Consider the following 12,900-nt stretch of genomic DNA (forward strand, 5'->3'; position numbering starts at 1 on the left):
CCGCTGGCGACCCCGTCTCGGTCGCGGCGGAGGGTGGCCCCTGGCAGGGAAGGCCCCTGCGGAAGGGGCGCGCGCGGCGGCGCGGAGAAGCGCCGGGTCGCACGCGGAGGCCGAAGCCGGGGGGGGCGGGGAGACAGCGCCGGGTATCGGGGGCGTGCCGACGGCCGCAGACCCGGCCCGGTGGCGGCCGCGCGCACGACGCGCGGTGGGATTCAACAGCTCGGTCAGCTCGTCGGGCACGAAGACCACCGCCCGGACGCCGCCGTAGACCGACTCGCTGAGATCGACCCGTAGCCCGTGCCGGCGCACGTACTCGCCGACCACCGCCAGGCCGGTCTGCGGCGTCTGGCCGAGATCCGCCACCCGCACGGGCCGGCGCCCTGAGGCGATCTCCCGCGCCTGGTTCAGGCGGAACTCCTCCATGCCCACGCCACCGTCGTCGATCTCGTAGACCACTCCACGCTGCACCGACCGGATCGCGACCAGCACCTCGCTCGTCGACGGCGAGGACTGCGCCGCGTTGGCCAACAGCTCGGCGATGACGCTGATGATCGGTTCGGCGGCGTGCGCGACAACCGCGATGTCCGGGTCGCCGGATGCGTGCACCCGCTGATAGGCGATGATCCGTGAGGCGGCCGCGGTCACGATGTCGGCCACGGCCACTGGCTCCTGCCACTGCTGGCCCGGCGACTCGCCGCACAGCACCGCGAGGTTCTGCGCGTACCGGGCCTGCTGCGCGGCCGCATGGTCCACGCGGTAGCCGCTCTCGAGCACATCCGGTGTCGTCGGATGCGCCAGCACCATGGCCGTGGCTTCTTCCTGCACCCGGTGGGACACGGCCTGCACGTTGCGCGCGAGCCCGACCGTCGCGGCCCGCAGGGCCTCCTCGCGGTCCCGGAAACGATCGTGGACCTGCTCCACCAGCTTCGCGACGACCGCGCCGATCCCGTCCAGCACCCCGACGACCGCCTCGTCACCGGCGGCGTCCGGCAGTGCGGGAACCAGATCACCGGCCGCCAGAGCGGGTAGCTGGTGATCTATGACGAATCGCGCACCCTCCTCCCAGGCGACGATCCGTCGTTCCACGGATCGCAGCGCGTCCCGTGCCTGTCGCAGTGCGTCGCGCAGCTCGACGACCTGGCCGACGATGCCGTCGTAGCGGGCCACGATGTCGGCGTCGCCGTCGAGGACCGCCGGCAACGCGGGCGTAAGGGTGCCCTCGATCAACGCGGGGAGCGCCTCGTGGGAGATGAACGCCAACGCCTGCTCGGCGACCTGCAGCCGCTTCCCCAGCTGACCGATGGTCTCGGCCTGCTCGGCGACGCGCTGATCTCGTCGCGCGAGGTCCGCGGTCAGTCCCTCGGTCCGCTCCTGGAGGCGCCCGAGCTGCAGCTGAGACTCCACCAGCTGGGTGTCCCGTTGGGCCAGCTGCGCACGAAGCTGATCGGCGTGGCCGCGGGCGGCGGCCACCTCCGCGGTCTCCTTCCCGTGCCGGTCGGCGAGACGGGCCGCCAACCCGGCGAGGTACCGCCCGGACATCGACGCGCGGGGCGTCGCTGGCGATGAGGGGTCAGTCATGATCACCTGATAACAGTCGGGTACGGGACAGCGACCGGCGGCTGGCCCGCCAGAACGGCTGGGGCCACCACGGGCTGACCCACGAACCATCGGCCGAATCATCACTTTTTGTAAACGCTCAGGCTTTGTAAACAGTGGGCGGAGTATGTCGTAGAAGGCTGCTCCGAATCGTAGCTGAGAGGCTGACAAGATGAAACCGGGACCCGTCGGCTCGCGTCCTGAAGCGGCGATACAGCGGGTATGCCTGCGGGTGTGGCGACCTGGTTCGGGAGGTGGATCGCGTCCCGCGCCGCACACGGCAGGCACTTCGACGCCAGCGTGGCCCCACACGGCGCCGGAATGATCGTCGTCTCACCGGTGTCGAGGTCGACCCGGCGCAGCGCCACCGGCCGGATGCACGCGCCCTCCTCGACCGCGACCGCCTCTACGACGTGGCGAGCCAGGGGCTGACGCATCCGGGCCAGCCGTGAACCAGGCCGAGACTCCTCGGCGCCAGAATGGGCCGGGCCGAGGTCGGCGCCGTCCTGGTCCACGGGGCTCACTGGTCGCCCCGCGGGTCGCCATATTCAGTGAGGTCGGGAACCCAGCCATCCGCCCGCCTGCCAGTGCTGGGACGTCGGCCGCCTGCTCGGTGCCATGGCCACGCCAGCCGCCGCCGGCGCCGGACGGGCGGGTCGAGTCCCAGGACGTAGCCGAAGCCACGTTCGCGGAGGATCTCCACCAAGCGCAGCGCGCACCCCGGACCGGGAACAGGTCCCGGAACGGCAACGTCTCCTTGCGCGGGTGCTGCACCGCCGCCACCACGACCACGCCCGGCGCGCGGCCCTGGGACAGGAACAGCGGCAGCGACGCCGACAGTCGCCTATCACGGCGGTACCGCCTGTAGCCATCAGGCACCCGCCTTGATCGGCGCCCGCGCCACTCCCGACTGGCCACCATCACTGGGCGCGATAAGAGCAGGTACACGAGGTGAGACGACCAAGCTCGCCGTGGCTGAAGGCCGCGTGGATGCTGTACGAGGTTACCTCCGGGCCAATGCAGGACATCCTCAGCGCGAGCCCGGTGTAGCAAGCCCTGCTCCCGCGCGCTCTGGTCGCCCCCAGGTACCGCCGACGCAGCCACACCGATTTGCCGGCGCTTCTGCCCGGAAGCCTGAGGTCGACCCATGGGCAATGACTCTGGAACGACGGCTGTTTCCTTGCTTGCACCCCTCCGGCGAGTCGGCGAATAAGCAGAGCCCGGGACGTAATTGCCGGCGACGGCGACTACAATCGGCGCCAGTCAAGAGGAGACCGGCCCTGGCACTATCACCTCGTGCACCGCCTGCGCGGCTGTACCTCCCCCGAGCCCTACTGAACCGCTGTGTTCCTCCGGGGTTAGGCGGCGATGGGGCTGACGGCACCGTGGGATATCCGTTCGCGATCGCTCTGATCGGCCTCGTCTCGCCCTCCTGTACGTCTTCAGCAGGAAGCGCTGGCTCTGATCCGACAGACACAGGGAAGCCGGGGACCTCTGGCAGAGGCCGCTCGCGTAGCCCTCTGACCTGCCCCGACATGCTGAACAGACCGGCGGACCGTCCGTTTCAACGGCGGACGCTCGCCTGCTTTCCGCTGGTTCGCCTGCCGAGCCGCGAGGTTAGGTGGCGGAGCGTCAAGATCAAGAGCTGCGCGCTGGCTCAATGAGCTCGTCGGAGTTGCCGAAGCCTTCGTAGACAGGGACTTGACCTTGACCCTGCGTCAGGGTTTCAGCATGGCGGCATGACCGCTACCACCCCCGCGATCGAGGTCGCCGGACTTACCAAGTCCTACGGCGACCACGTCGTGCTGGACGGCGTAGACCTGACTGTCCCGGCGGGCACCGTCTATGCGCTCCTCGGACCCAACGGCGCCGGCAAGACGACCACCGTCAACATCCTGTCCACCCTGCTGGCCCCCGGTGACGGCGAGATCCGCGTCGCCGGCTTCGACGTACGCCGCGAGCCCGCCGGGGTGCGGGCCGCGATCGGTGTCACCGGGCAGTTCTCGGCGATCGACGAGTTGCTGACCGGCCGGGAGAACCTGCGGCTGATGGCCGACCTGGCGCACCTGGACCGGACGACGGCGACCACCGCCGTGACCGTGATGCTGGAGCGCTTCGACCTCGTCGGCGCGGCCGACCGGCGCGCGCAGACCTACTCGGGTGGTATGAAGCGGCGCCTCGACCTGGCGATGACCCTCATCGCCCGGCCCCGACTGATCTTCCTCGACGAGCCGACGGCCGGGCTCGACCCGCGCAGCCGTCGCGACCTGTGGGCGATCGTGCGCGAGCAGGTCGCCGACGGGGTGACGGTGCTGCTGACGACGCAGTATCTCGAGGAGGCCGACCAGCTGGCCGACCGCATCGGGGTCCTCGACGGGGGGCGCCTGGTCGCCGAGGGCACGGCGGCCCAGCTGAAGCGGCGGGTGCCCGGCGGGCACGTGTCGGTGCAGTTCACCGACGCCGTGGGACTGGCCGCGGCGGCGGCGGCACACCCGGAGGCCACTTCCGACGCCGAGGCGCTCACCCTGCAGGTGCCCAGCGACGGCAGCATCGCCGGGCTGCGCCGCGTCCTCGACGGCCTCGACAACGACCGCGTCGCCGGCGTGACCGTCGAGTCCGCCGACCTCGACGACGTGTTCCTCGCGCTCACCGGCCACGCGGCCGAGGCGCCCGCCGCCAGGGAGATCCCCGCATGAGCACCGCCTACACCGTTCATGACTCGGTGACGATGCTGCGGCGCAACCTGCTGCACATCCGTCGCTACCCCTCATTGTCGGTCATGCTGGTCGCGCAGCCGATCCTGTTCCTGCTGCTGTTCGTGTACGTGTTCGGCGGGACCATGGGCGCGGGCCTTCCGGGCCAGCATGGCGGCGGAGACCGCGGCGACTACCTGATGTTCATCACGCCGGGCATCCTGATCATGACGGTCGCCAGCGTCGCGCTCGGCACCGCGATCTCGACCGCGAGCGACATGACCACCGGGATCATCGCCCGGTTCCGCACGATGAACATCGCCCGGGTGTCGGTGCTCACCGGCCACGTGCTGGGCGCCGTCCTCAAGACCGCCGGCGCCGTGGTGATCGTGACAGGGTTCGCGTTCCTGCTCGGGTTCCGCTCCGACGCCGGCCCGCTCGACTGGCTCGGCGTGATCGGGCTGCTGGTCCTCATCGCGTTCTCGCTCACCTGGCTGACCGTCGGCATGGGGCTGGCGGCGGACAGTGTCGAGACGGCCAGCAACACCCCGCTGTTCCTCGTGATCCTGCCGTTCATCAGCAGCGCCTTCGTCCCGACCGACGCGATGCCGGCCGGGCTGCGCCAGTTCGCCGAGCACCAGCCGTTCACTCCGATGATCGACACGCTGCGCGCACTCGTCACAGGCGCGCGGCCGGGCTCCGACCTGTGGCTCGCGATCGGCTGGTGCGCACTGATCGCGCTGCTCGGCTACCTCTGGTCGCGTCGGCTGTTCCTGCGCGTGCCCGCGAAATAGGAGACCGACGAAAAGAGGAGACTGGCGCGGTGCTCACGATCAGCCAGCTGGCGTCGTTCGCCGGCGTCACCGTGCGCGCGGTGCGGCACTACCACGCCAAGGGCCTGCTGCCGGAGCCGAAGCGTGACCGTTCCGGCTATCGGCGCTACGACGCCTTCGCCGCCGTCGAGCTCATCAAGATCCGTACGCTCGCCGACGCCGGCGTCCCGCTCGCACGCGTCCACGAGCTTCTCGCCGCGAGCGAGGAGGAGTTCACCGCCGCCGTCGCCGACATCGACCGCCGCCTGCGCGCGGAGATCAGGGAGCGGCAACGGCACCGCGAACGGATCGCGCGGCTCGCGGCCGGAGACAGCCTGGCCCTGCCTCCAGAGGCGGTGGCCTACCTCGACCGGCTGCGTAAGCTCGAATTTTCCGACCTGATGGTCGAAGGAGAGCGGGACGCCTGGATCCTGGTCGCCGCCCAGCTCCCGGAGCACATGCCGCTTTACATGAAGGCGAAGCAGCAGCAGCTCGACGACCCGGCCACGCTCCAGCTCCTCCGCGATCTCGTCGCCGCGGCCAGCTGGGAGGCGGACGACCCGCGGGTGGCGGCTGTAGCCGACCGGCTCGTAGCGCTCTTCGAGGCCGACGCCGAGGGATGGGAGGATCATCAGGCTGAGGGACGGGGGGAGCATCAAGGGGTGATGCCCGCCGAGCTTGCGCAGCTCCTTGACGCTGTATTCCTTGACCTGGTGCCGATCGCCCGCCGGCTTCTGGACCTGCTCGAGGAGCGCGGCTGGCGCGGCTGGACCAATCTGGAGCGGATCCGTCCAACCTAGCGTCCAACCTGTCACGAATTCGGCGACGCCGATGCGGTGACGCCGGCAGGGTGGCGACTCCGCTTTCTGGATGAGCATTCCGCTGGTGAAGCCCCGCGCCAGGAGCCGGAAGGGTCTGGTCGGGTCGGCGTTGAAGGAGATTTCCGCCAGCTCGCCGCTGACGTCTACCGGCTCCAGAAACTGCGCTGGTAGCGGCCGGGTGGGGCGGCGTGAGGTCCGGCGGGTGTCTTCGATGCGTCGTGGACCTCCACGTACAGTGCTGGTAAGAGGGTGTCCAGGTCCGTGCCAGGCATGATCTCGACCTTCTGGTGCGGACCCGCTGACTCCCGTCCACCGGGGCGCGCACCGCGGAAGGATTTCATGCAGCCAGCAATCATCGGGCCGCACGACCCGGACGCCGACACCCTGCCCGGCGGTCAGGGCGCAGCGGTCTTACCACCGCCGACCGGTGACGGTTCCCACGCCGCGGGCGAGGACGGCTCGCCCGCACTTCCCGGGGGAGATCACCAACCGCACCTGGGGCAGCAGGAGCCGGCGACGGGGACTCCTGTCCCGGGCCCGAGATCCCGCCGGAGGGTCGTGATCGCCGTCCTGGCCGGCGCCGTCGCCGTGCTCGTAGCGGTCCCGATCATCATCTGGGTCGCGGGCGGCCACCGCGACCCGGCGCGGAACACGAACGCGGGGCCAGGCGGCTCGGGCTCCCGCGACGGGCAGCTCGGCGAAGGGCATACGCGCGACGACCTGCCAGCGTCCCCGACACTCGCCTCCGACCGGTTGAAAGGGACCCCCGAGGCCACCCTGCCCTCCACGCAGCCCACAGGCCGGACCGGGCCCGGTACCGAACCGGTCGTCGCGACGCCAGGCGAGACGACGGCGCAGGGACGGACCCAGCCGGGCGCGCCGGCAGCGCCGGTACAGACTCAGCCGGGCGGAGTGACAGCGCCGATACGGACCCAGCCGGGCGCGCCGGCACCGCCGGCTCCTGTTCCAGCCCCGTCGACGGCCGCCAGTCCTCAATGGCCTTCGGCGGGCTATGACGTCGCGTCGGCTTCGGGCCCGTCTCCCCAGGTGCGTGGTTCTGTGACCTGGTTCAACCGGTCAGTCCGGGTGTCCGGGACCATGCAGAGCGGATCGGCCTGCACCCACACCGTCTACACGGGATATGGCTCCCCCGCCCAGCAACTGGCTCGCTACCAGACGGCAGTGCGGTGTGGCTCGACGGCCGTCAGCGAAACGTTGGACGCGTCCGAGGTGCGGGGCGGGATCGTGACCGTGTACGTCGACCTGTATGTCGGGAACACGCGGGTGGGACGCGACATCTGCGTGCGGTCCACAAACCGGTGCACCAGCGGGTAAGGGCATTCGGGTCGGGCATGCCGGGGGGTCAACCGCGAGTGACTTTGCCCTGGGTATTGATGTACGTCGGAGAGCATTCTTTGTGACTGGGTTCGTTTTGGTTCCAGATACAGATCCGTACCGCATACCTGTAATAGCCGAAGGCGAAGTAGGAGGGTGGCTTCGAGTTCACCCGTGCGTAGTTCGCCGCATTGAGGCTGACGTTTCCGGGGGCGGCGTCGTGCGCCTGGTCGACGGTGGTGACCTGGGCCGAGCATGATGCATTTCCGGCGGAAAGCGTTCCGTAGAGGGGCCCGTTGAAGTCCACCCAACCGGCGCAGCCGGGGACGCTGGTCTCTGAACCGGAGACGTAGTTCGGGTCGCCGCCAGGCCCCGCGGGGCCTTGTTGACCCGGGTTGGCTGGCGGCGCGGCCGCGCCCGGCCCGGTATCAGCCGGCCTGGCGGCAGCCGGTCCTGCCGTGGTCGCGGCTGGCCCCGACGCGACGGCCGAGAAGCCTGACTGCCGGGGGCCGGCTGAGGGACCCGCGGTCGTCGGGCTGTCAGAGGAGACGGCGGCTGACGAGCCAACAGCCGTAGGGGTGGCGGCAGCCTGTGTCTCGGCCGAGGCGGGCGTCGTCACCGTGCCCTGAGATTCCTTGCTCGCCATCAGGCCGTTGTTGCCTCCTGCCGATCTACGATCCTCTCCAGCCAGGATGTCGGAGCCGAGGACTCCCATCATGATCGCCAGGACAATGACCACGACGGCGCCGACAACGGCCAGGCGGACCGCGTGGCGTCGGGGTCGGCCGCCGGGGGGGCCAGGTTCCGCGGAGCGGTCCACGAGCGAGGGCGGCGGCGATTGCGTGCCCGGTCCGGATGGCGTGGCTGTAACGGCGGAGTCGGGTGCCGCCTCAACGACCGACCCGGCGGCAGCGGCGAAGGAAGACGACGGCGCGACGGCTGCCGGCGGCCGCTGGGGCGCCACCAGCGACGCGGACTCGGCCGCCTTGGACTCGGTCACCGCGGACTCGGCCATCGGTGTCACGAGGGGCGGAGCCGTGACGGAAAGAACGGGCCTGCTCGTGCTGGTCGTGGGGTTCGCTCGTCCGTTCAGGGTGACGCTGGTCTGGCCGGATGGCAGGCCGCGGGCGACGTCGGCGACGTCGGTCGGGATCCGCGAAGGGGCAGAGACAGGGGCGTCGGTGACGCGGCGGACGACGTCGTCGAGGCGTAGCGGCAGCCCGGCCCGTGCCGTCCAACCAGTGCCAAATGCCTCGGTGGCGGCGTGAGCGAGGTCGAGCGCGAACCCGGCGGCATCCGGATGGCGGTCGGCGGCGGCTTTTTCCAACGCGCGTAGCACCACTGCGGCCAGCGGCGGTGCCACACCGGCCATCGGGGGTGGTGGCGCGGTCAGATGTTGGTTCCACAGCACCGGCAACGGCTGTTTCGGGTCGAACGGTGGCCGGCCGGCCAGCAGCCGGTAGAGCAGCGCGCCGAGCGCGTACAGGTCGGTACTCGGCCCCAACCGACCGCCCTGGATCTGCTCCGGGGCCATATACATCGGCGTGCCGGCCATGTTGCTGGCGGTGACCGCCGTCCCCTCGAACAGTTTTGCGATCCCGAAGTCGCTGACCTTGGGTGTCCCATCCGTGGCGAACAGGACGTTGTCTGCCTTGATATCCCGGTGCAGGACTCCGTGGTCGTGTGCGTGTCCCAACGCCGCCGCCACCGCCAACCCGACGGCGCACGCCTCCTCCGGCCTCATCCCCGCCTGCCGGCGAGCGAGCGTGCCCCCCGCCAGCAGCTCCATCACCACCAGGCACAGACCTTCGGCCTCGACATAGTCGTGAACGCGGAGCACATGCGGATGGTCCAGCCCTGCCAGCACCCGCGCCTCGTCGGCGAAGCCGCCCGTGGTGCCCTCGGGCCCCGCGGCTTCCATCACCTTGATCGCCACCGGGCGACCCATCCGCCGATGCTCGCCGGCCAGCACGAGCCCGAACGCGCCCGACCCCAACCGTTCGGCGACGGTGTAGCCGGGCAGGGCCTTCTCCACCCGCTCCCGGTCGACGATCACCGGGCGTCCCCGCTGGCCTGCCGCCACACATCCGCCGCCCCAACCATAGTGCCATCAGTCTAACCATCTCGGGACAAAGCACTGTCGCCGGAGAAGGCGGGATTCCCGGTTCCCGCGAGGGTCAGGATCTGTCGGCCCGGTGTCACGGCGCGCAGCCGGTGGTTGCCGGCGTCGGAGATGAGAAGACGGCCGTCCGCGGCGTTCAGGCGGACGCTGGACGCAACCCGCATCTGGGCCCTGACGGGGCTGGCCCGCCGTCGCCGGAGAACCCTTCGCTGCCGTCACCCGCCACGGTGACCATCTTTGATGGTATGCCGTTGCTGCTGGAAGGGAATTACTGTGGCCAGGTCCAGATATTGTATATCGTGCTGAAACAGATTTTCGGATGTTCGACTTCGCGGAATCCGAAGTATCTGTATCCCGGCCTGGCCTATCTGGCGACAACGGCCGCCCGCGTCGGCGTTCTGCAAAATTGCCCGCAGTACCGTCGGCTGCACGTCGACGGCAAGTGCGGTACCGATACCTGGAAGAAGGCCGCCTGGCTCCTCGCTAATGGGTGAACATGTGTCGCATGACAGCTGACGGCGGGAACGGCGTGCGTCGGTAGGCGTCGGCGGTCTCCGAGCGGGCATTCCGGGCGGGCGTGGCGTTCTCGACCGCGGGGCCGGGTGCGTCGCCGCGGGCGGCCGCCGACGGTCCGCGAGGACGCGTCTCGGTCAGGACGACGCAATGACGCCAGTACGCGCGGCCGGTGAGGGGGCGTGTGGCGCCAGCGTCGGGTGCCCTTCGCGGGCGGACTGCCAGCAGGAGGCCCCGAGCCAGCCGACGGCGAGCCCGACGAGCATGTGCAACACGCTGGTCAGCGCAGTGTCCGGCAGGCGCGCCGCGACCGCGAACGGCGGGAGGGCCAGCAGATAGAGCCACACCGGTGTGCGCGGATGGGCGCCCGCGCGCAGCATGGCGATCCCGAACAGTACGCTGCCGACAGCGAAGACGGCGGCGCTTACCAGCAGTGCGGCGCGGCTCGCCGTGGCGAGGTCGGTGTCGTCGCCGAGCGGGTAGATGACGACGTTGAGGGCGTAGGCGGCCCCACCGAACAGCCCGAGCCCGAGCAGATTGACCGCGAACGCGGTGTCGGCGAACGCCCCCGCGCCCCCGCCCCGGTGGTCCGCCGGTGAGGGCCAGGTGTCCGCTCCCGGCCGGCGCGCCACGGTCCCGCGACGCTGTCTGTCCGTGGTCGGCAGGCTGAGGCGCAGCGCCAGCAGCAGCGGAACCGCCAGCGCCGGCGAAATGCCGATGACGAGACTGGTGGCGAGGGTCTCGCCGGTGAACGCTTCGATCAGGCCGGGTACGCCGATGAACAACCCGGCCGCCAGACCACTGACAGCGCCAAAGCGCAGAAGGAAGACCATGCCAGGACCGTAGGAAGCCGGGGACCGTGCCGACAGTGCCCGCGGACCGCGGACCTGCGGCACCCGAGGTCACGACCGTGCCGTTGGGCACGGTGCCGTTTCGCATGTTTCGGTGCGCCGCGTCGCCGTCGTACCCTGACGCCGTGTCGCCGCCGGTTCCGTGGGTCGCACCCGTCCTATACGCCGGCGTACTGGTCGCTGGCGGGTACGCGCGCCTCGCGGACCTGGGTGATACGCGCGTGGTGCCCTTCGTCGGCGGGCTCGCCGCGGCGGCGGTGCTGGACCACGCGGAGCGACGACGGTTCCCGTGGGGGGCATCACGGCGGGTGGCGGCCGGGCTGCTGGTCGGGCGGGCCGCGTTGTTCACGCTGGTCGCGTCCGGTGACGGCGCCGGCTTCGCCCGAGTACTGTTCCTGCTGCTGCCGTTCACCGCGTACTTCGCGTTCGGCCGCGCGGTGAGCATCGGCGTCGGTACCTGCTGCGCCGCGGCTGTCATCGCGGCGTTCCAGGTGACCGAACCGCACTGGCACCGGTCGCCGGAACACGTCTCGGACCTGCTGATGTTCATCCTCGGGTTGGTGCTGACGATCGCGACGGCCGCCGTCGCCGCCGAGGAACGGCGAGCGCGGGCACGCGCGCAGGACACGAACGAGAGGCTGCGGGCGTCGTCGGAGCGGGTGGCCGAGCTGTCCGCGGCGGCGGAACGCAACCGGGTCGCCCGCGACATCCATGACGGGCTCGGACACCATCTGACCGCGATCTCGGTGCTGCTGGAACGCGCGGCCGCCTTCCGCGAGCGTGACCCGGTGGCCGCGGCCGCCGCGATCGAGGACGCCCACCGGTCGGCGCGGCTCGCACTCGAGGACGTCCGTCGCTCCGTCGGAGCGCTGCGCGAGGCACCGTTCGGGCTCGCCGCGGCGTTGGCCGAGCTGGCGAGGCAGACTCGGCGCACCGACGACGGCCGGCTGGCCGTGACGGTGCAGACGTTCGGGGACGAGCTCCGGTACCGGCCGGCGGTGCTGATGACGCTCTATCGGGCGGCGCAGGAAGGCCTCACCAATGTTCGCCGACACGCGAACGCCACCTGCGCGTCGGTGACGGTCCACTGCGCGCCGACCGAGGCCCGGCTCGTCGTCACCGACGACGGAAACGGGTTCGTGACGGGCCCCGGATCCGGGCCTGGCGAGCTGGGGTTCGGCCTGCGGGGCATGCGGGAGCGCGTGGCACTCGTCGGCGGCTCGGTCACGGTCGACAGCGGGCCGGGCCGAGGCACCCGCCTCGCCGTCGCGATCCCCCACCAGGCCGAGCCGGCGCCATGATCGACGCCTCCGGCTCCGACTCCGGCTCCGACTCCGGCTCCGCCTCGGCCTCCAGCTCCGGCTCCGGACGAGACGCCAACCTCCCCGTCTCGTCCACGCCATCCTCCGGGCCGCCGCCCGTGCGGGTGCTGGTCGTCGACGACCAGCGGCTGATCCGGGAGAGCATCGCCGCGCTGCTCGACATCCAGCCTGGCATCGAGGTCGTCGGCACCGCGGCCGACGGCCGGGAGGCGGTGGAGCGCGCGCTTGACCTCGACCCGGACGTGGTGCTCATGGACGTGCGGATGCCGGGGCTGGACGGCGTCGCGGCGGCTACAGAGCTGGCCGGGCGGGCGCCGGACTGCCGGGTGGTGATGTTGACGACCTTCGACGACGAGGAATACGTGGTGCGTGCCCTGCGTGCGGGCGCCACCGGCTACCTGCTCAAGGACCGGCCGGCCGCCGAGCTCGCCGCCGCCGTCCGGCTGGCCCGGGCCGGCGTTGTCCAGTTCGATCCGGCCGCCGCCGCCCGTCTCACCGCGGCCCTGGACCGCGGTTCTCCCCTTCCGCGAGACCACGCGGAGAAGGAAACGCCCACCGCCGCCGGGGTCCCTGGCATGTCATCCGCGGCTGGCTGGCCGGCCACCGGGCCGACGGTCCTGGGTCTGACTCCCCGGGAGATCGATGTCCTCCGGCAGGTCGCGACCGGGCTGAACAACCGGGAGATCGCGGCCCGGCTCCATCTGAGCGAGGGGACCGTGAAGAATCACGTCTCGCGCATCCTCGACCGTCTCGGCCTGCGTGACCGTACCCAGGCCGCCCTCTACGCCCGTGACCACGACCTGCTCTGACCTGCTCGCCGTTGTTGGCGTTCGTG

General features: G+C 70.9%; 10 protein-coding genes and 1 pseudogene. 6 read left to right on the top strand and 5 right to left on the bottom strand.

Annotation, left to right across the window (positions count from 1 at the left end):
- The 3 genes and pseudogenes from C1A33_RS19565 to C1A33_RS36800 all read right to left on the bottom strand — a co-directional run.
- The coding region (locus C1A33_RS19565) for an ATP-binding protein (RefSeq protein ID WP_243407734.1) at positions 1–1,578 on the bottom strand (1,578 nt) is incomplete at its 3' end.
- 101 nt (positions 1,579–1,679) lie between these two features.
- Positions 1,680–2,120 carry a replication initiator gene (locus tag C1A33_RS38405; RefSeq protein ID WP_480014587.1) on the bottom strand — a complete coding sequence of 147 codons (441 nt, stop codon included), beginning with the start codon at positions 2,118–2,120 and terminating at the stop codon, positions 1,680–1,682.
- A pseudogene (locus C1A33_RS36800) lies at positions 2,117–2,442 on the bottom strand (FtsK/SpoIIIE domain-containing protein); the annotation flags it as partial. The pseudogene C1A33_RS36800 and the gene C1A33_RS38405, both read right to left, overlap by 4 nt.
- 893 nt (positions 2,443–3,335) lie before the next feature.
- On the opposite strand from C1A33_RS36800, the gene C1A33_RS19580 reads away from it, so the two are divergent.
- The 3 genes from C1A33_RS19580 to C1A33_RS19590 are packed head-to-tail and all read left to right on the top strand — an operon-like array spanning position 3,336 to position 5,901.
- A complete protein-coding gene (locus C1A33_RS19580) occupies positions 3,336–4,292 on the top strand; it encodes an ABC transporter ATP-binding protein (RefSeq protein WP_101832896.1) in 957 nt (318 codons plus the stop codon).
- Entirely contained in the window at positions 4,289–5,083 is a 795-nt protein-coding gene (locus C1A33_RS19585; protein ID WP_101832897.1) for an ABC transporter permease, read from the top strand. Before C1A33_RS19580 ends, C1A33_RS19585 begins: the two co-directional genes overlap by 4 nt.
- A 29-nt stretch (positions 5,084–5,112) precedes the next feature.
- Complete coding sequence (locus C1A33_RS19590; RefSeq protein ID WP_101832898.1) at positions 5,113–5,901, top strand: MerR family transcriptional regulator; 789 nt, start codon at positions 5,113–5,115, stop codon at positions 5,899–5,901.
- 1,384 nt (positions 5,902–7,285) lie between these two features.
- On the opposite strand, the gene C1A33_RS19605 is transcribed toward C1A33_RS19590, so the two are convergent.
- Positions 7,286–9,313 carry a serine/threonine-protein kinase gene (locus tag C1A33_RS19605; protein ID WP_101832901.1) on the bottom strand — a complete coding sequence of 676 codons (2,028 nt, stop codon included), beginning with the start codon at positions 9,311–9,313 and terminating at the stop codon, positions 7,286–7,288.
- 158 nt (positions 9,314–9,471) lie between these two features.
- Between C1A33_RS19605 and C1A33_RS34265 the strand changes: the two genes are divergently transcribed.
- Positions 9,472–9,873 (top strand): hypothetical protein, encoded by a 402-nt coding sequence (locus tag C1A33_RS34265; protein WP_133150739.1) that lies wholly within the window; start codon positions 9,472–9,474, stop codon positions 9,871–9,873.
- Between the two features lie 156 nt (positions 9,874–10,029).
- Here the strand turns inward: C1A33_RS34265 and C1A33_RS19610 are convergent, their stop codons facing one another.
- Positions 10,030–10,725: a hypothetical protein gene (locus C1A33_RS19610; protein ID WP_207770389.1), complete on the bottom strand. Its 696-nt coding sequence runs from the start codon at positions 10,723–10,725 to the stop codon at positions 10,030–10,032.
- A 239-nt stretch (positions 10,726–10,964) separates the two neighbouring features.
- On the opposite strand from C1A33_RS19610, the gene C1A33_RS19615 reads away from it, so the two are divergent.
- Both C1A33_RS19615 and C1A33_RS19620 read left to right on the top strand, forming a co-directional pair.
- Positions 10,965–12,044 (top strand): sensor histidine kinase, encoded by a 1,080-nt coding sequence (locus C1A33_RS19615; protein WP_243407735.1) that lies wholly within the window; start codon positions 10,965–10,967, stop codon positions 12,042–12,044.
- Complete coding sequence (locus C1A33_RS19620) at positions 12,041–12,874, top strand: response regulator transcription factor (protein ID WP_101832902.1); 834 nt, start codon at positions 12,041–12,043, stop codon at positions 12,872–12,874. The genes C1A33_RS19615 and C1A33_RS19620 overlap by 4 nt, the downstream gene beginning before the upstream one ends.
- The last annotated feature ends 26 nt before the right edge of the window (positions 12,875–12,900 follow it).

The organism is Frankia canadensis (assembly GCF_900197875.1).
GTDB classification, from domain to species: Bacteria; Actinomycetota; Actinomycetes; order Frankiales; family Frankiaceae; genus Frankia; species Frankia canadensis.